This is a genomic window from Paraburkholderia sp. WS6 (genome assembly GCF_030464835.1).
Taxonomy (GTDB): domain Bacteria; phylum Pseudomonadota; class Gammaproteobacteria; order Burkholderiales; family Burkholderiaceae; genus Paraburkholderia; species Paraburkholderia madseniana.
This window is the reverse complement of sequence record NZ_JALQCK010000045.1, coordinates 65,448-84,128: the sequence shown is the minus strand read 5'-3', so window position 1 is coordinate 84,128 and position 18,681 is coordinate 65,448. Positions and strand designations below refer to the sequence as shown.

At 64.1% G+C, this 18,681-nt stretch carries 15 protein-coding genes; 8 read left to right on the top strand and 7 right to left on the bottom strand.

Annotation, left to right across the window (positions count from 1 at the left end):
* The first annotated feature begins 2 nt into the window (after positions 1-2).
* Positions 3-230, top strand: coding sequence for a formate dehydrogenase subunit delta (locus M0D64_RS36685; RefSeq protein ID WP_266261315.1), 228 nt, complete (start codon positions 3-5; stop codon positions 228-230).
* Between the two features lie 60 nt (positions 231-290).
* Here the strand turns inward: M0D64_RS36685 and M0D64_RS36680 are convergent, their stop codons facing one another.
* The 3 genes from M0D64_RS36680 to M0D64_RS36670 all read right to left on the bottom strand — a co-directional run bounded on the left by M0D64_RS36680 (position 291) and on the right by M0D64_RS36670 (position 3,735).
* Entirely contained in the window at positions 291-2,015 is a 1,725-nt protein-coding gene (locus M0D64_RS36680) for an FAD-dependent monooxygenase (RefSeq protein ID WP_266261314.1), read from the bottom strand.
* A gap of 68 nt (positions 2,016-2,083) precedes the next feature.
* Positions 2,084-3,376 carry a cation diffusion facilitator family transporter gene (locus M0D64_RS36675; protein ID WP_266261313.1) on the bottom strand — a complete coding sequence of 431 codons (1,293 nt, stop codon included), beginning with the start codon at positions 3,374-3,376 and terminating at the stop codon, positions 2,084-2,086.
* On the bottom strand, positions 3,373-3,735 hold the full coding sequence (locus M0D64_RS36670; protein ID WP_266261312.1) for a helix-turn-helix transcriptional regulator: 363 nt from the start codon (positions 3,733-3,735) through the stop codon (positions 3,373-3,375). Before M0D64_RS36670 ends, M0D64_RS36675 begins: the two co-directional genes overlap by 4 nt.
* A 123-nt stretch (positions 3,736-3,858) precedes the next feature.
* On the opposite strand from M0D64_RS36670, the gene M0D64_RS36665 reads away from it, so the two are divergent.
* Positions 3,859-5,706: a tetratricopeptide repeat protein gene (locus M0D64_RS36665; RefSeq protein ID WP_266261311.1), complete on the top strand. Its 1,848-nt coding sequence runs from the start codon at positions 3,859-3,861 to the stop codon at positions 5,704-5,706.
* Between the two features lie 104 nt (positions 5,707-5,810).
* Here M0D64_RS36665 and M0D64_RS36660 read toward each other — a convergent pair whose 3' ends face one another.
* Positions 5,811-7,112: an MFS transporter gene (locus M0D64_RS36660; RefSeq protein WP_154559970.1), complete on the bottom strand. Its 1,302-nt coding sequence runs from the start codon at positions 7,110-7,112 to the stop codon at positions 5,811-5,813.
* Positions 7,113-7,422: 310 nt separating this feature from the next.
* Here M0D64_RS36660 and M0D64_RS36655 point away from each other — a divergent pair, with 310 nt between their 5' ends.
* A complete protein-coding gene (locus M0D64_RS36655) occupies positions 7,423-7,947 on the top strand; it encodes a GNAT family N-acetyltransferase (protein WP_154559969.1) in 525 nt (174 codons plus the stop codon).
* A 405-nt stretch (positions 7,948-8,352) separates the two neighbouring features.
* Positions 8,353-9,282: a hypothetical protein gene (locus tag M0D64_RS36650; RefSeq protein WP_266261310.1), complete on the top strand. Its 930-nt coding sequence runs from the start codon at positions 8,353-8,355 to the stop codon at positions 9,280-9,282.
* Positions 9,283-9,402: 120 nt separating this feature from the next.
* On the opposite strand, the gene M0D64_RS36645 is transcribed toward M0D64_RS36650, so the two are convergent.
* The 3 genes from M0D64_RS36645 to M0D64_RS36635 all read right to left on the bottom strand — a co-directional run bounded on the left by M0D64_RS36645 (position 9,403) and on the right by M0D64_RS36635 (position 14,007).
* Positions 9,403-10,122, bottom strand: a complete 720-nt coding sequence (locus M0D64_RS36645) for a DUF2968 domain-containing protein (protein WP_266261309.1) — start codon at positions 10,120-10,122, stop codon at positions 9,403-9,405.
* Between the two features lie 479 nt (positions 10,123-10,601).
* Positions 10,602-12,122 (bottom strand): gamma-glutamyl-gamma-aminobutyrate hydrolase family protein, encoded by a 1,521-nt coding sequence (locus tag M0D64_RS36640; protein WP_266261308.1) that lies wholly within the window; start codon positions 12,120-12,122, stop codon positions 10,602-10,604.
* Between the two features lie 127 nt (positions 12,123-12,249).
* A complete protein-coding gene (locus tag M0D64_RS36635) occupies positions 12,250-14,007 on the bottom strand; it encodes a cation:proton antiporter (protein ID WP_266261307.1) in 1,758 nt (585 codons plus the stop codon).
* A gap of 209 nt (positions 14,008-14,216) precedes the next feature.
* On the opposite strand from M0D64_RS36635, the gene M0D64_RS36630 reads away from it, so the two are divergent.
* The 4 genes from M0D64_RS36630 (at position 14,217) to M0D64_RS36615 (ending at position 18,565) form a co-directional block, all read left to right on the top strand.
* A complete protein-coding gene (locus M0D64_RS36630) occupies positions 14,217-14,903 on the top strand; it encodes a DUF2848 domain-containing protein (protein ID WP_154559964.1) in 687 nt (228 codons plus the stop codon).
* Between the two features lie 7 nt (positions 14,904-14,910).
* Entirely contained in the window at positions 14,911-16,263 is a 1,353-nt protein-coding gene (locus tag M0D64_RS36625; protein ID WP_154559963.1) for an MFS transporter, read from the top strand.
* Positions 16,264-16,416: 153 nt separating this feature from the next.
* On the top strand, positions 16,417-17,097 hold the full coding sequence (locus tag M0D64_RS36620; protein WP_266261306.1) for a GntR family transcriptional regulator: 681 nt from the start codon (positions 16,417-16,419) through the stop codon (positions 17,095-17,097).
* 88 nt (positions 17,098-17,185) lie between these two features.
* On the top strand, positions 17,186-18,565 hold the full coding sequence (locus M0D64_RS36615) for an amidase (RefSeq protein WP_266261305.1): 1,380 nt from the start codon (positions 17,186-17,188) through the stop codon (positions 18,563-18,565).
* Positions 18,566-18,681: the final 116 nt, after the last annotated feature.

Below are 18,681 nucleotides of genomic sequence, written 5' to 3'. Positions count from 1 at the left end.
ACATGGCGAACCGGATCGGCGACTTTTTCGATTCGATGCCGGACCGTGAGGAAGCGCTCGCCGGCATCGCCGATCATATCCGCCGCTTCTGGGAGCCGCGCATGCGGCGCGCTTTACTGGCGGCGCTCGATGAGCCGGATGCAAGCGGTATCGAAATGTCGGGCATCGTCAGGGAAGCGCTCGTCAAGCATCGTGACGGGTTGACGCCGGCGGCTGCGGCTGCGGTGTAAGCGAAGGCCGGTCAGCCAGCGGATACGACGCGCGCGAGGCGCGTTCGTGTCAGCGCCTCCTCACAGCGCCGTCTGCTCCGGTATCACGCCACCCACTGCGAACCACGCTTCGCAGTGGCGCAGCAAGCCGTGCAGGTCGGACCCCGTGCGTCCGCGCGCGCTGATGTAGCCGTCCGGCCGCACCAGATAGAACGACGGCCGTGTGCGTCCATACGATTCGGACAGCGCCGGGCCGCCCTCGCCGCTCGTATCGGTCACGCGCCAGATGCGCACCGCGCCCGGCAACAATCTCTCGACTTCCGCAGCCAGCCGCTCCAGTTCCGGGTCCGGCGGCGGTGCGTGCTTCGCGGCCGGATCGAGCGGCGTGTCGTCGACGGCCAGCGGCGGGACCAGCAGGAACAACGAGAAGAACGCCGGATCGTGCAGATCGAAAATGCAACCGACGCCCGGCGCGCGGCCAAGCGGCCCATCCACTACGTGCACCAGCGCATCCGGCGCGCGCTCGCCGGCACGCGGGCCGCCGTCGAGCAGGCGTTCGAGCGTCAGCGGACTGCGCCGATACTGGACCGACAACTCGCTGATCGTCATACGCGCCGCATCGCGCAGCGGACCGAGCGCGGCCAGCACCGGCATCACGCGCTCGCGCAGCAGCTTCAGCGGTCCATGATCGGCCTCGGCCATATGCGTGATGAAGCCCGTTTGCCGCAGCACGTCGCGTTCGATCGGATGCCGTTCACTGTGATACGTGTCGAGCAGACGGTCAGGCGCCGCGCCTTTCAGAACGCGCGCGATCTTCCAGCCCAGATTGAACGCTTCCTGAATGCCCGTGTTCATCCCTTGCGCGCCGGCCGGGCTGTGTACGTGAGCCGCGTCCCCGGCGAGGAAGATGCGGCCGACGCGCAGCCGTTCCACCATTCTGCTGTTCAGATGGAAATACGACGACCATGCCAGGTCCGACACGTCGACACGTTCCCGCACGCGCCGGGTAATCAGCGCCTTGCATTCGGCGAGCGACGGCGGCGAGACGTGATTGAGTGGCGGCTCGCCGAGCACAGCGGGCGTGACCGGCGCCGGGACCGTGGTCGGTTCGACCGGATGGTCCGCAATCAGACGGTGACGGCCATGACCCATCGGAAACAGTGCGACGAGACCCTCGCCCGACGCGAAGATATGGAATTCGTCCTCGGGCCAATCGGTTTCGGCATGCACATCGGCCAGCAGGAACGTCTGCTCGAAGGCGCTGCCCGCAAAGCTCAAACCGAGCCGGTGGCGGATCGTGCTATGCGCGCCGTCAGCCGCGATGACGTACGACGGGCGCAGGGTCTCGGTATGGCCGTCCGCGCGACGCAGCGTCACCTGAATGCTGGCGGAACCCTGCACGAACATCATCAGTTCAACGCCGCGTTCGACGGTCACGCCGAGCGTCGCGAGATGCTCCGTCAGCAAACGTTCGGTTACGGATTGATCGAGAAACAGCAGATAGGGATAGCGCGTGCGCAACGGATCGAAATCGAGGCGCGCGAGACGCATGCCATTGGAAAAAAGATTGGCGATGCGCGCGCGATGACCGAGTTCGAGAAACGGCTCGATCAGGCGGTGCTGTTCAAACAGTTCGAGCGTGCGCGCCTGAATGCCGATGGCCCGTGAATACGGGTTCGGTTGCAGCGCTTTGTCGATCAGACGCACGGGGATGTGGGCACGCGCCAGACTCATTGCCGCGGCGAGCCCGGTCGGACCCGCCCCAACGATCAGCACCGGCGACGCATCGTGTGCGGCAGCGTCCATGCGGGACTCCGGAGACAACAGATCGTTCTAGTGTACGCCGCCGATAACCCGCTCAACGGTGCGCTGCATCAATCGTGGGGATGATCCATCGCGCATCGATGCTCGGTGGTGCCGAGATCGACTTGCAGCGTGGCGTGCTGCATCGAAAAACGTTCGCGCAGTGTGACGACGATGGCGTCGATCGACTCGTCGCCGGGATGGCCTGCCGGCATCACCAGATGCGCGCTGAGCGCATTGCCGGTGGTCGACAGCGCCCAGACGTGCAGGTCGTGCACGTCGGTGACGCCGGGCTGTTCGGCGAGATAGTCGCGGATATCCTGCAGACTGACGCCGGGCGGCACGGCGTCGAGCGCCATGCGCACCGAATCGCGCAGCAGACCCCACGTGCCAACCACCACCACCGCGACCACGAACAGGCTCATCACCGGATCGAGCCACGTCCAGTTGGTATAGAGAATCACGAGACCGCTGATCGCGACCGCGGCCGAGATGGCGGCGTCCGCGGCCATATGCAGGAACGCGCCGCGAATGTTCAGATCTTCCTTCTGGCCGCGCATGAAGAGCCACGCCGAGAAGCCGTTCACGACCACGCCGACCGCCGCGACGACGAACACCACCAGTCCCGCGACGGGTGCCGGATTCATCAGGCGCCCGATTGCCTCGGCGACGATCACACCACACGCGAACAGCAGCAGCCCGGCGTTGGCGAGCGACGCCAGGATCGACGAACTACCGTAGCCGAAGGTATAGCGCGCCGACGGACGACGCGCGGCGAGCCACGTTGCGCCCCAGGCGAGCAGCAGGCCGAGCACGTCGGAGAGATTGTGGCCGGCGTCGGCGAGCAGCGCGGTGGAATGCGCGATCACGCCGTAAACGGCTTGAACCAGCACGATCGCTACGTTCAGCCCGACGGCGAGCGCGAAGGCACGGCCGTGGCCTGGGGCGGGTGCGTGGGCGTGGCTGTGGGCGCCGTGGCTGCGGCCAGCGTGGCTGCCGTGGTTGTGGTCGCTGTGACTATGGTCGGCGTGACTGCCGTGGTTGTGGTCGACGTGGCCGCTATGACTGTCGGCGCTGCGGCTGTGGTCCGCGCCGTGATCATGCGCGCTCTGCTCAGGCATACCGTGCGTGCTCGCCTCGCGCTCATGCGCTTCGTGCCCCTGCGTGCCGCTCCCACCTGCATCGTCGACCTCAGGACGAACCGCGCCGTGCCGAAGCTCGCCCTGATCGCGAGCATCGCCTTCCTGCCCCCCGCCCTGCGCATCTTCCCCATCGATGCCATCGAATTCCCCCTCGAGCCACACCGGCGCGTGGTCGTCCTCGCGCTCTTCGGCGGCCCGGTTCGGGGCGGTGATTTTCTTCATGACGGGTCCAAAGAAAATTCGCCGGCGGGCTCAGCGACATGCTCGAGCATGCCGGCCAGCATCGCGCTGATGTGGCGGTCGGCGGCAAGATAGAACACCTGCTTGCCCTGCCGCTCCGCGCGCACGATCCGAGCCGCGCGCAGCAGCCGCAAATGGTGGCTCACCAGCGACGGCGACAGGCCCAGCCCCTCCGCGATCGCGCCAACCGCGCGCCGCTCGTCGACGCAGGCGAGCACGATACGCAAACGCGTCGGATCGCCAAGCAGGCGAAACAGATCGGCTAGCGGCACGATTGTCTCCACAGGGCGGTCGTCGAAACTGACAGGCGAGATAGCGGAAGCCATGGCAAGCGGCATCATTGACATACATATGAACAGGTATTCATATGTTATAGATATCAAGACAACAGGTCAAATTGGAGGGCGGCCCGGCGAGTGTGGGAAAATGCGGCCTCTGCCTCACCCGAATGCCATCCCTCCGTCATGCAACAAGTATTTGACCGCGCTTTCGCGGCGCATCGTGACGGCCGCCTCGATGACGCCGAACGCGGCTACCGCGCGACGCTCGAGGGCAACCCCGTGCACGTCGATGCGTTGCACCTGCTGGGCGTCCTGCGCCACCAGCAGGGCCAGCACGCCGAAGCCGCCGAGCTCGTACGGCGCGCGGTGAACCTGCGCCCGGAAGACGCCGCGCTGCAGTTGAACCTCGGCAATGCGCTGAAGGCGCTCGGCCAGATCGACGACGCCATCGAACAGTTCCGCAACGCGCTTACGCTTGCGCCGTCTTTCCCGATGGCGCACTACAACCTGGGCAATGCGTACGCGTCGGTGGGCCGCCACGAAGACGCCGCCGACGCCTTCGAGAAGTCGCTGCGCCTGCAACCGAACGACGCCTCGTCGCATAACAATCTGGGCAATGCATTGCACGCGCTCGGCCGGCATACGGAGGCGATCGCGTCGTTCCAGCGCGCGCTCGAACTGCGCCCTGGGCATGCGGGTGCGCTCAACAACATGGGCATGTCGCTGAACGCGCTTGATCGCGCGAACGAGGCGATCCCGCGCTTCCAGGCGGCACTGGCAGCCGAACCGCGTTTCGTCGCCGCACACTTCAATCTCGCCAATACGCTCGACGCCACCGGCCGCCACGCAGAAGCGGTCGCCTCTTTCCAGGCGGCGCTCGCCTTGCAGCCGAACCTGCCGCCCACCATCTTCGGGCTCGGCAACGCGCTCGCGGCGCTGGGACGCCATGCGCAAGCGCTGCCGTATCTCGAGCGCGCGGTGGGTCTCGATCCGCAGTTCGCGCTCGCATGGCTGAGTCTCGGCACTGCACACCAGGCACTGGGCGCGCATGCCGCGGCAGTGCGTGCCTTCGATCAGGCGCTGCGCTTGCGCCCCGATCTAGCGTCCGCGCACATGAACCGCGCGCTTGCCTGGCTCGCGTTGCGCGATTTCACGCGCGGGCTGCCGGAATACGAATGGCGGCTGCAAATCACCGCGCAACCGGTCATTCAGACGTTGCCGCGCTGGCATGGCGAGCCGATCGAACAACGCACGCTTCTCGTTCATGCCGAGCAGGGTTTCGGCGATACGCTGCAATTCGTCCGCTTCGTGCCACTGGCCGCGCAGCGTGCCGCGCGCGTTGTGCTCGAAGTGCAGCCGCAACTGCTGCCGCTGCTTGCACCGGCCGCGCAAGTGTGGCGCGTCACGCTGATCGCCCAGGGCACACCGCGTCCAGCGGCGGATCTGCAATGCCCGCTGCTGAGCTTGCCGCTCGCGCTCGGCACTACCTACGACACGATCCCCGACCGCACGCCCTACCTCAGCGTACCTCCGGCTTACGGCCGCAAATGGCGCGGCTCGCTCGGCGGTCACGCGAAGCGCAAGATCGGTATCGCGTGGTCAGGACGCATCCAGCAGAACGAAACCCGTTCGATGCCGCTCGCCGCGCTCGCTCCGCTGTTCGCGCTCGAAGGGATCGACTGGATCGTGCTGCAACCTGAACTGGGCGCCGAGGAACACGCGGCGCTCGACGCGCATCCGCGTGCGGCGTCGATTCATCGTTTCGATAAGCGGATCGGCGATTTTGCGGATACTGCGGCGATCATCGAGCGGCTCGACGCAGTCGTGTCGATCGATACATCGATCGCTCACCTCGCCGGCGCACTGAAAAAGCCGCTATGGCTGATGCTGCCGTTCGCCGCGGATTGGCGCTGGTTCGTCGGCGAGACGCGCAGTCCGTGGTATCCGGGCGCAACGCTGCTGCGCCAGCCACAACCCGGCGCGTGGGGCGATGTGGTGGAGGCAGTGGCTCACGAATTGCGCCGCGGCTAACTGAGCCGAACTCACCGAAATCGGTCGCAGACGCAACGCTCAAGAAAAAACCCCGCGCTCGTGTGAAGCGCGGGGTTTTTGTTTGTCCGGATGAACGGCGACGCTTAAGCCGCTCGATACTGATTGCGCGATTCCGGCGTGCGATACAGCACCAGCGTCGCGATCAACCCGCAAATCGCCGCCACGCCCAGGAACAGTCCAGGCGCTGCCTTGTTGCCAGTGGTGTGAATCAGCAACGTGGAAATGGCCGGCGTGAAGCCGCCAATCGTCGTAGCCAGACTGTAGGCCAGCGAGAAGCCGGCGGTCCGCACTTCGACCGGCATCACTTCGGTCAGCGCCACCACCATCGCCCCGTTGTAGCTGCCGTACAGGAACGACAACCACAGCTCGACCGCCAGAAGGCGAGCGAACGACGGCTCAGCGACCAGCCATTGCAGGGCCGGGTATGCGGTGATGATCGTCAGGATAGTGAAGGCAATCAGCACCGGACGGCGGCCGATGCGGTCCGACAACGCGCCCGCGAGCGGCAGCCAGATCAGGTTCGACAAACCGATACAGACGGTGACGACGAGCGTATCGATCGACGACAGCTTCAGCACTTCCTTGCCGAAGGTCGGCGTGTAGGCCGTGATCATGTAGAACGACACGGTGGTCATGATGACCATGCCCATACCGCCCAGCACGATGCCCCAGTTGGCGGCCATCGTCTTCATGATCTCGCCCATGCTCGGACGATGCTTGCGCGCCTTGAATTCCTCGGTTTCCTGCAACGAACGGCGGATCAGGAACAGGAACGGCACGATCAGGCAACCGATCAGGAACGGCACGCGCCAGCCCCAGGCGGTCATCTGGTCTGCCGGCAACCACTTGTTCAGGAACACGCCGATCAGTGCGGCGAACACCACGGCAACCTGCTGGCTGCCGGACTGCCACGCGCAATAGAAGCCCTTGTTGCCCTTGGTGGCGATCTCCGACAGATAGACCGACACGCCGCCCAGTTCGACCCCGGCGGAGAAGCCTTGCAGCAGCCGGCCGCCCAGCACTAGCACGGGTGCGAGCACGCCGATGGTCGCGTAGCCTGGTATCGACGCGACCGTGAGGGTGCCGAGCGCCATCAGGCCGAGAGTAAGGATCAGGCCTTTGCGCCGGCCGTGATGGTCGATGTAAGCACCCAGCACGATTGCGCCAAGCGGCCGCATCAGGAAGCCCGCACCGAATACCGACAGCGACAGCATCAGCGAGGCGAATTCGTTACCGCTCGGGAAATAGGTCTTGGCAATCGCGGACGCGTAATAGCCGTAGACCATGAAGTCGTACATCTCAAGAAAGTTGCCGCTAACCACGCGGAAAACTGTCTTGAACTTGGATTCTTCGGATGAGGAAGCGGCGTGTGACGCAGTAGACATGACATTCTCTGATAAACCTGTCGCCACGCAGACGGGCGGCGCTCAGGCAGTTGAAACGATCCACTGCGTTCGGCAAGCGGATGCCGCGGGCAACTCAATTATTAGAACGCGCCGGGGGCGCTGCATTTTCATACTGAACACATTTGCACGGTATCAGGGTAAACGTTGTGAAATACCCGGAACCCGCAGCACGTAATGTTACCGTTCCTGGCGCTGTCGCGTATTCCATACAGTTTCATTACAGACAACATCTGCTCACCCTTGCGGTAGACTTTTCGCAGACAGGCCATTCCCGTTGACCACCATCCCGATGCAAACCTCCCACGCACTTTCACTGCGGCCTGCGACCCTCGCGGATGCGGCGCTGATCGCTTCGATCCATAGCGCCAGTTGGCAGGCCACCTATCGCGGCCTGCTGCCGGACGCGTTCCTCGACGGCGAGGTGACGCAGGAGCGCGCCGCCTATTGGGAAGCGCGCTTGCGCGCACCAGGCGGCGAGCGCCGCATCGTTCTGATCGCCGAACTCGCGGGCGAGCCGATCGGTTTCGTCTGCGTCGAACGACAGCCGGAGTCCGCGTGGGGTGTCCTGCTCGACAACCTGCATGCACTGCCTGCGCACCAGGGCATCGGCGCAGGCAAGCTGTTGATGCGTGCTGCCGAAGACTGGGCGCGCGCGCAAGGCGAGACGCAGTTGTATCTCTACGTGCTCGAAGGCAACACACCGGCGATCGGCTTTTATGAAAGGCAAGGCTGGCAGTTCGTCGGCGCCGAACCGGATCACATGGGCGGCGTGGATATTACTGCGTTGCGCTACGTGTACCGGCTGGATCGATGAGACTGGCGTGCCCGGTTTGATCATCGTCCAGAACTCGTCCGACTCAGGACGGACCGGCGCGTCTTTTTCGGAACAATCCGATCGTTAGTTCAGCCACTTCCTGGCATCATCTTCCGCATCCCGATGGCTTCACAGTAACCGCTCATGCGGCGGCGTGCTCGACCTGAGTACGGCGTTTCCATATGGCGTTGTGTACAGCGTTTTCATACGCATCGCTCCGAAGCCAGAGCCCCCTGAGCCGCCAGCCGCGGCCCTTTTACGAGGCGCTGCGAAGAAACCGATGTCGACCACTATCCCCCTCACCCTCATCGAAGGCTCCATGGCGCTGCCGAGCCTGTCGCCCCTGGGCCGCCTGCTGCCCCCGCCATCGGCCGCGACTGGGCGCTGCTGCCGCCAGGACACAGTTTGCGTGCGGAACTCAAGGCGCTCTATGCGGCCGTCTTACGTACCTTTTGTCTGGATGCGGACACCATCCGCGCGCTCTGCCAGTGGGAATCGTGGCGCTTGCCGCCGGCTGCGTCCTCAGGCTTCACCTCGCCTGCCAGTTCAACAACCGTGTTCGACACACCGGCCGACGAATCTTTGCGAACGTCCGCCGAAGCCGTACCTTTCTCGCCGGTTCCGGCCTCGCCGCGCGGCGGGTCGTTGCATTGGCGTGCGCTAGCGGGCGGCGCCTGCGCACTCGGCGGCGCCGCGATGCTTGCCTGGATTGGGTTCGGTCATCTGGCGCAGCGTCACACGATTAGCGATGTCAAACCGGCGGGCAAGGTCCCGATCCGCCAGGAGGCGCAGTCGGCGAATCGTCACTCGCCTGATGCTGCTGTTACACCCTACGCAGTTGCTGATACTCGTCCAGCGGTGATTGCGCCGAGCGCCGCGACGGAAATCGTCACGCCCGTCACGGCAACACCGGCGCGCGCTATAGCCGGTCAAAACCTATCGCGTCGCCGGGATAAGCTACGCGAAAGCGCCCCGAACCAGTATGAAAGAAGCGGCCGCAGTTCGCAGACCACCATCGCGATGCAGTCGCTAGCGCAGGTGTCACGCATCTCGCCGACGAACTACGAAGTGCCGCAGATTCCACTGTCGGCGAATCCACGACGAACTTCACCGAAACCCTCGTCGGCGGGAGCCTACTCGCTACTCGCGCCTTCGCAACTCGGCACCGACGAATACGCATCAATGACCCTGTCAGCTCGCACATACCTGCGCGATATTGCGCCGCCATCGCGCCCTGCTTCGACGATCAATCCGCCTGAAACCGGTGGGACAGAATGGATCAATCACGTATCGCAACGTCGCGTGACCGAGGTTCCCGATGAATTCGCGAAGTAAGCGCGTCGTGATTGCAAAAACGGGCCGCAAATAAACAAAACCCCACGCTCCGAAAAGCGTGGGGTTGATCAGCAGACCAAGCCCGGCCATGAATGGCCTGGTTTTTTTACGCTCGTCCGCCTACTTCTGCGTTGGCAATCCGAACTCGGTCTGCCGCTGCAACTGCATCACTTCACCCTGCACCTGACGCAATTGCGCCTGCGCCTTTTCCTTTTCCGCGTGCAGCGCAACCGCCTCGCCTTGCGTCTGCCGCTGATAGTCGTTGACCTTGGCCTGCTGCGTACGCGCGACGTCGAGGTCGGCCTGCAAGCGCTTAGCGCGATCTTCCGACAATGCGATGATGTCTTCGATATACGCTTTCTGCGCCTGCAACTGCGTGCGGCGAATCTCGACGTCCGCGAGTTGCGCCGTCTGCTGAACGAAACCTGCATAGACCGCTTCGGCACGGCCTATGTCCTCCGACTTGATCACGCGCCAGAAATGCTTGTCTTGAAAAAGCGCGACGTAGTACGTCATTTCTTGCGGATAGAAAAACAGACTCGCGCCGTAACTACCGTTATATGTGGTGCGCAGTTCGCTCAGCCTGGCGTCGTGAATCATCTGCATCAGTTCGGCGACGTTGCCTTGCGCGTCACCGGCAGTAGCCGGCGGCGTGGTTGATGCCGCACTACGCAGTGCGGCGGCGACCGGTTGCGGCGTGAGCGTATTGATGGCCGGCCGCGTGCCGACCAGAGGCGCGGTCTCGCCGCTTTGCGCCGCCAGTACGAAACCACCATGCTGCAACAGCGCACACGAGGCCGCGAGCAACATGGCGCGCCGTACAATTAAGGGGTACTTCATACGTGCATGCTCCATGCGAATCCAAAACAGCCTTGGATTATCGCGCGGATTAGTCGTTAAGCGAAGCACTCAAGCGTCGCGCTGACGGACTTTAAATCGAGATAAATCGATAGCGAATGATTCGGCCGGATGGACGTAGCCGTCGCGAAATAAAAGATTTCAGATAAGACGAAAACGCAACAATTTGACTCGCGCATGACTCATGCGGACGTTTCCCAATCTGCATGGCGTTCGCGCGAATCCAACATCAAGCAGAGCTGCAATATGGAGATAGGCAGCAGCTTGATAAGCCACCGACGATGACCGGCGCATCACCCGCATAACCCGTTAAGGCCCTGATAGCGGAGCGAAGACGAACGGAAAGCCGCAGTGGGAAAACAACCTCACGGGGCGCCGCCGCCAAACATGGCGGCGGCCCGTGACAATCGGGCTTGAAAGACCAGACTCGAAACTCGAAAGCGCGGCTTAAAGGTGTGGCCTTAAAACCGCGTTTCGCGCGCCACTCGCAGGAAGGTGTCGAGCAACGGCGTGCAATCGAGCAGCTCCGGACCGCCCGCGCGATGAAACTCCGGGTGCCACTGCACACCCATCACAAACGGCGCACGCCGATAGCGCACTGCCTCGATGATGCCGTCCGACGCCGACACCGCCTCGATATTCAGATCGCGGCCGATGGTTTTGACCGCCTGATGGTGAATCGAGTTGACGATTGCCTCGCGCCGGCCCGGAAACATATTGGCCAGCGTCGAGCCGTCCGGGAAGTGAATGCCGTGCCGATGCTGATCGTAGTGCTCGTTGACGTGCGTGCCGGCGGTCGGCACTTCGGTGGCGATATCCTGGTACAAGGTGCCGCCGAACGCCACGTTGATCAACTGGCAACCGCGGCACACGCCGAGCACCGGCTTGCCCGACTCGATGAACTCATGCAGCAGTTCAAGTTCGTACATGTCGCGCACGCGGTCGCCCGGCCACTCGGGGCTCGTCGCCTGTTCCGCGTACGATTGCGGCGAGACGTCCGCGCCGCCTTGCAGCAGCAGACCGTCGAGATGCTTCGCGTAGTCGCGCAAACGGATATTGCTCGGGTGCAGCATGCCCTGATGGCCAACCGTCGGAATCATGAACACCAGCACGTCGCGCGACATCACCCAGTGCGCAATCGATTCCTCGAGGTATTGCAGCGTCTTGCCCCGCAGCCCCTTCGCACCCGGCTCCGGGTGAAAGATGCGCGCCGACACGCCGATGCGCAGCGTGCGCTGCGTGATCCGTTGGCCGGCGCGATCGAACAACTGACGCGCGCGCGCCGCGATGATGCGGCCGAACACGGTCCACGCCGAATCGCTTTGCCTAAGATAGCGCGGCGGCGACGGCGGCAACGCATTCGGCGGCGGCGGGTTCGTTGCGGTGAAGTCAGGCGCGGCGCCGAAACCCGGCGGCGGCGAGCCGGCCCGGCGGGCGGCAGCGGCCGCTTCTTGCGCTTTTTCCTCGTTTCCGGTGAGGGCAGCTTCGTCGGCCGGAGCGCTCAATTCGCCGGTGAGCGGTTCGCTGCTCTCGAGCGTGCCAGGAGGTGTGGCTGGACTCTTGTAGGCCTGTCCCGCCTTGCGTGCCGCCCGCTCGTGAACCTCGGCCTCCTGCTGTGCGGTCGACGCAGCCGCTGAACTGCGTGCTTCAGCCGCGTCGCGTTGCCGCGCCGTCTGCGCATCGGTGGGGGTGACAGTGGATGCGCTGTCAGCGTCGTCGGTCGACGATCTCGCCGCGGCCTCCCCGGCAGCCGGCAATGCAGCCGACGGCGCGACCACGTCCTTGATCGGGGACTGGATGGAATCTTCGTGGGAAAGCGGTAACGAGGCCGCCGGCTCAGGCGGCAAAACGTCGGGTTTCGACGCGCCGGGAGTTGCGCCGGACGACGTGGAAGGCCTTAAGGGCGTTGAGGACGCTGGCGTCGCCGAAGGCGACGATGGGCTGCCGGGCTTACCGGTGTTTTCAGGTTTGTTTTCGCTCATGACAGTCAGACAGGCCCCTTCCACGCGAACGAATGAATATGCCCTGATTATCCGCTAGCGCGGCAAGCCCGGCAAACCCACACACAATTGCTCACATTGTTGCGGTTCGTAACGCAGGTCGTCCAACTCAGGGATCCGGCTGTTCTTCGAAAGTCTCGCGTAAAGCGATCTGCATCGCCGCATGGATTTTCACGCACCAGCGCCACACCAGCGCCAGCAGCAGCGCAGCGCACACCAGCACGACGGTCAGGAGGCCCGTCGGCGGCAATATGCTGCTGGAGAGCGCCGCGACCAGCAGAAACACGCCGACCATCGAGACCACCGGCACCAGATCGGAGATCGCGTAACGAATCGCACTGGTGAAGCGCCCCGCTGTCGCCGGCTGCACGCTCACCTCGGCGAGCAACAACGCAAGCGACTTGGTCTTGCGATAGACCGCGACGAGGAACGGCATCGACAGCACCAGCGCGATGCTCCACAGCACGACGCGCTGCATCGGCTCGGAAGCCATCCAGTGTGCGAGCCAGGTGCTGGTATAAGGCGCGCTATACGACACGATCAGGAAGATCGCCGCGACCAGCGCGAGATTGACGGCGATCTGCAAAATGATCCGCCGCGTCATGCTGAACAGCGTCGGCTCGCCGGTTCCCGTGCTCAAACTACGCAGCCACTGCCCGTACATGCCGAACACGTTGGCGAGCGTGCGTGGCATCGCCTGCCCGAGACGCTGCGTCAGCGGATCGGCGGCACGAATCAGGTAAGGCGTGAAAAGCGTGGTCAAAGCGGAGACGGCCACCGCGATCGGATACAGAAACGCGCTCGTCACCTTCAAGGTCAAACCGAGCGACGCAATGATGAACGAGAACTCGCCGATCTGCGAAACGGTCATGCCGACCCGCATCGCCGTGCGCCCATCCTTGCCCGCGAGAAAAGTGCCGAGCCCGCACGACACGATCTTGCCGACGATCACCGCCACCGTAATCACCGCAATCGGCCAGGCATAGTCGACCAGCACGGCCGGGTTCAGCATCAGGCCGATCGTCACGAAGAAGATCGCGGAAAAGGCGTCGCGCAGTGGCGCGATCAGGTGCTCGATCCGATGCAGATGGCGCGACTCGGCCATGATCGCGCCGATCAGGAAAGCGCCAAGCGCAATGCTGTAATCGAGCTTCACCACCAGCAGACAGAAGCCGAAGCAGAAGCCGAGCACCGACACCAGCAGCATTTCGTCGCTCTTGGCGCGCGCCACGTAGTTCAGCGCGCGCGGCACGACCAGAATGCCCACCACTAACGACACCGTCATGAAGAGCAGCAACTTGCCGAGCGTCACGACGGCGACACCCGCGCTCAACTGCCCTGTCTGCGCAATGCCGGAGAGCAGCACCAGCATCGCGATGGCGAGAATATCCTCGACGATCAGAATCCCGAACACCAGTTGCGCGAAGCCCTCGCGCTTCAGGCCCAGCTCGGAGAGCGCCTTGACGATGATGGTCGTCGACGAGATCGCGAGAATCGCGCCGAGGAACAGCGAGTCCATCGAACTCCAGCCGAACGCGCTGCCGATCTCATAGCCGATCCAAAGCATCAGCACGATTTCGGAGAGCGCCGCGACGATCGCCGTCGCGCCGACCTTGAACAGCTTGCGCAGGCTGAATTCGAGTCCGAGCGAAAACATCAGGAACACCACGCCGAGTTCACCGAGCGTCTGGATGGTCTGCTCGTCGTGAATCAGTTGGAACGGCGGCGTGTACGGCCCGATGATCACGCCCGCGGCGATGTAGCCCAGCACCACCGGCTGCTTCAGGCGATGGAACAGCACGGTGACGACGCCGGCAAGCGCCATCACGACCGCCAGATCCTGAATGAAGCCGATGCCATGATGCATTGATGCGTCCCTTACAAAAAGTAATGTCTCAAAAACGCAGTGTAACGCACCCGCACGACGCGCCGAATCGCGCAAACGTCGAAAGGGCGTGGGATTGGCCGGATCAGGGGCCTAGCAACCGGACCGTAGGCCCGAAACTTTTTTGACACGCTGGACGCCAGTGAAATATCACAATAATATTTGCCGCATATTTTCTTGGGAGTCGGGTGATGCAGGTGTCCTTCAATGTCGTAAATCGTTCCGGCGACAGTCGCGCCGATATCGTCGAAGTGAATCGACTGACGATCGCCGGTTGGGCCGGGCGCGATCAGGCGGCGATCGAGCATCACATCGCCGAACTGGCGGAACTCGGCGTGAAGCGGCCGTCGACCACACCCTGCTTCTACCGCCTCGGCGCCGAGCTGCTGACGCAGGCCGAACAGATCGACGTGGTTGGTGTGAAGTCGAGCGGTGAAGCCGAGTGCGTGCTGGTGCGCTCGAAGGCGGGGCTCTTCGTCACCGTCGGCTCCGACCATACTGACCGCGAAGTCGAGGCCTACGGCGTCACCGTCTCCAAACAGGTCTGCCCGAAACCGCTCGCACGCGACGCATGGCGTTTCGACGATGTCGCCGGGCACTGGGATCAGCTCGAATTGCGTGCTTTCGCCGTGACAAAGAACGGCGAGCGGCGCGTCTACCAGCAAGGCACCGTCGCGTCGCTGCTGCCGGCCGCCGATCTGCTGGAACGCGCGCCCGTAGCGGATGGCGCCGCGATGTTCTGCGGCACGCTGGCGGTACAAGGCGGCATCGTCGGGATGGCCGACGGCGACGCGCTCGAACTCGAACTGCACGACCCCATCCTGAACCGCACGCTGCGCCACGCTTACCGCGTGCACGCGCTACCTATCGTCGAATGAGGCACCCATGAATCCCCCTTCGCTATCCGCCAACGCCGACGCGTCTTCCGACGCGTGGCTCGAAGCCGCCGCCCTGCGCAAGATCACCTGGCGCATCATGCCGTTCCTGTTTCTCGTCTACGTGCTGTCGTATCTGGACCGCGTCAACATCGGGTACGCGAAGCTGCAGTTCACCGGCGACCTCGGGCTTTCGAACGCGGCTTACGGACTCGGCGCGGGGATCTTCTTCTTCGGCTATTTCGTGTTCGAGGTACCGAGCAATCTGCTGCTGAAGAAGTTCGGCGCGCGCGCCACCATCGCCCGCATCACGATGCTGTGGGGGCTGCTGTCGTGTCTGATGATGTTCGTACGCTCGGAAACGATGTTCTACGTGCTGCGCTTTTTCCTCGGCGTCGCCGAGGCCGGACTGGTGCCGGGCGTGGTGCTGTATCTGACCTTCTGGTTTCCGTCCGACCGGCGCGCGCGGATGGTCGCCGTGTTCATGGCGGCGATTCCGGTGGCAGGGATCATCGGCGCGCCGTTGTCGGGCTTTCTGATGTCGGCGCTGCATGAAGCGCACGGCTTGCGCGGCTGGCAGTGGATGTTCCTGATCGAAGGTATTCCGTCGATCCTCGCCGGCTTCTGGGCGCTCGCCGTGTTGCGCAACACGCCCGCCGAAGCCGCGTGGCTTACCGACGACGAAAAGCGCGTGATCCTCACCCGCCTCTCGCGTGAAAACACGGCCGCTGCGGCAGCCGGCGCCGAGCAGAGTCTGGCCGTTGCGTTGCGCTCGGGCCGCTTCTGGCTGCTGACGCTGATCTACTTCTGCCTCGTCACCGGCAATGCGGGCTTCTCGTTCTGGCTGCCACAGATCGTCAAAGACCTCGGCGTCACGAATCTCGTTACGAACGGCTTCGTCACCGCGATTCCTTATCTCGCGGCGGGCATCGGCATGATTCTGATCGGCCGCTCGTCGGATATCACAGGCGAACGGCGCTGGCATTACGCCGTATGCTGCTTCATCGGCGCGGCGGGCCTGCTCGGCAGCGCCTCGGTGACCAATTCGATTCCGCTCGCCGTCACTGGTTTGTCGATCGCCTACATCGGCATTCTGGCGGGCTTCGGGATTTTCTGGTCGATGTCCACCACGTTCCTGCAAGGCTCCGCAGCCGTGGCCGGCATCGCCGTGATCAACTCGATTGCGAACCTTGCCGGCTATGTGAGCCCGTATGTGCTCGGCATCGTCAAAGATGCGACGCATAGCGTGACCTTCGGGCTGGTGCTGATCGCGGGGGCGTTGATCGTCGGCGGGTTGGTTACGTTGATGATGCCGCGCGTCAAGGTGCAGCACGCAGCGGCGGTGACGCCGAGGAGCGCCTGACACGTTGTGATTGCCGTGATTGCCGTGATTGCTGTGACGTGTGAGAACCACGCGTCATGCGCAAACGGCGCCGGGTGAGCAACCGCCCACCCGGCGCCGTCCGCGCAAAACCTTGTTCTACAATGCGGACGACAACGCCCGCACCTTCTTCACATGACGCTTTTGCAGACTGCCCGCCGCTCCAGTACCCCCCGCGAGACCGCCACGGCCAGCCTCGCCGAACAGGCCTATGCCTTCGTCAAGCGCGAGATCATCACGATGCGCCTGCGGCCAAGCGAGGTACTCAACGAAGCGGAATTGATGGTGCTGACCGGCATCGGCAGAACGCCCGTGCATCAGGCGCTGCACCGGCTGGTGCACGAGGGCATGCTGACCATCATGCCGAGAAAGGGCATCATGGTCCGCCCGGTTTCGCTCGACGATGTGCTGGCGATCATCGACGTGCGGCTCGTCAACGAAAGCTACTGCGTCGAGCTGGCCGCGCGCCATGCGCAGCAACACGATTTCGACGCGATGCAGGCCTTGTTGGACCGCTCGTCGGTGTGCGTCGCGGCGCACGATATCGAAGGCATGATGGATATCGACCGCGAGTTTCATCTGGCGATTTCGGCGGCGTCGCGCAACCCGGTGCTGGCCGACATCCTGCGTGGGCTGCACGAACGCTCACTGCGCTTCTGGTTCATTTCGCTGTCCGAGCCGCATCATCTCGAAGACGTCCACGAAGAACATCTGGAACTGTTTCGCCTGCTGCGCGAACGCGATGCCGAAGGCGCCCGCCAATCGGTGCAAAAGCATATCGAAGCGTTCCGCGCGACGCTTTTCAACCGCATCTGATCGACCGCTTCCCACCGACCGAATCTCTCGACCGCTTCCCATCCACCTCAACCGGCTTCACCCGGTTCAACCGGATTCTCCCGACATCATGGCCACCGAATTCACGCCCTTCCCGCCGCTCGCCCAGCTTGCCGCCGACCTCGCCGCCGGCCGCACCACCAGCCGCGCGCTCGTTGAAACCGCGCTCGAACGGATCGCCGATCCGGCCGGCCAGGGTGCGGTCGCTTTCATGCACGTGGACGCCGACAGCGCCCGCGCCGCGGCCGATGCGCACGACCGCCTGCGCGCCGCCGGCACCGTCCTCTCGCCGCTCGCCGGGATTCCGGTGTCGGTCAAAGATCTGTTCGATATCGAAGGCCAGCCGACCCGCGCCGGTTCCGTGGTGCTGGCCGACGCGCCCGCCGCCAAAGCGGACGCGGTCGCGGTCGCGCGTCTGAAACGGGCGGGCGCGGTGATCGTCGGGCGCACCAATATGAGCGAGTTCGCGTTTTCCGGACTCGGCCTGAACCCGCACTACGGCCATCCGCTGTCGCCGTATCAACGCGGTGTGAAGGGTGACGAGCGGATTTCGGGCGGTTCGTCGTCGGGTGCGGCGGCGTCGGTCGCGGACGGCATGGCGGCCATTGCGCTCAGCACCGATACCGGCGGCTCGATCCGCATCCCGGCGGCGCTATGCGGCCTGACCGGCTTCAAGCCGACCGCCGATCGCATTCCGAAGCAAGGCGGCGTGCCGCTCTCTCCGACGCTCGACTCGTTCGGGCCGATCGGCGTCTCGGTAGCGTGCTGTGCGCTGGTCGACCGTATGCTGGCGGGGCTCGAGCCGCGCATTCCGGCGGCCCGGCCGCTCGAAGGCGTGCGCCTTGGCGTATTGACCAATTTCGTGACCGACGGCGTCGAACCGGCGGTCGCCGCCGCGATCGACACGGCGCTCAAACATCTGGAAGCGGCCGGCGCGATCGTCACGGAAGTGCGCTTTGCACCGCTCGACCGTCTGCCCGAGATCAACCGCTTCGGCTTTTCGCCGATCGAAGCGTATGCATGGCACCGTCCGCTGCTGGAAAAGCACCGCGATCAATATGATCCGCGCGTGCTGGTACGCATCCTGAAAGGCCAGCCGGCCAGCGCCGTCGACTATCTGGACCTGCTCGCCGAGCGCCAGGCCATGCTCGACGAAGCCGCACGCACGCTGTGGCAGCGTTTCGACGCGGTGGTCGCACCGACCGTGCCGGTGGTGCCGCCGCGCGTGGCCGATCTGATCGACGACGATGAAGCATTTGGCCGCACCAACGCGCTGATCCTGCGCAACCCCAGCGTGTTCAACTTCCTCGACGCCTGCGCGCTGTCGCTGCCTTGCCATCTGCGCGGCGACGCGCCCGTCGGCCTGATGCTGGCAGGCGCACCGCACGTCGACGACGCCTTGCTGGCCATCGGCCGCGGCGCCCAGGCGGTGCTCAACGCGATTCGCTGATTGGGGCGCTGAACGGGATACGGCGCAGACACTGAGCGGGGATTGCGACTTAAAAGCGCGATAAGCGCCAGGGCGGGGGTTCGCGCTAGAATCGCGGGCACCCGCCCTTTTCGTTT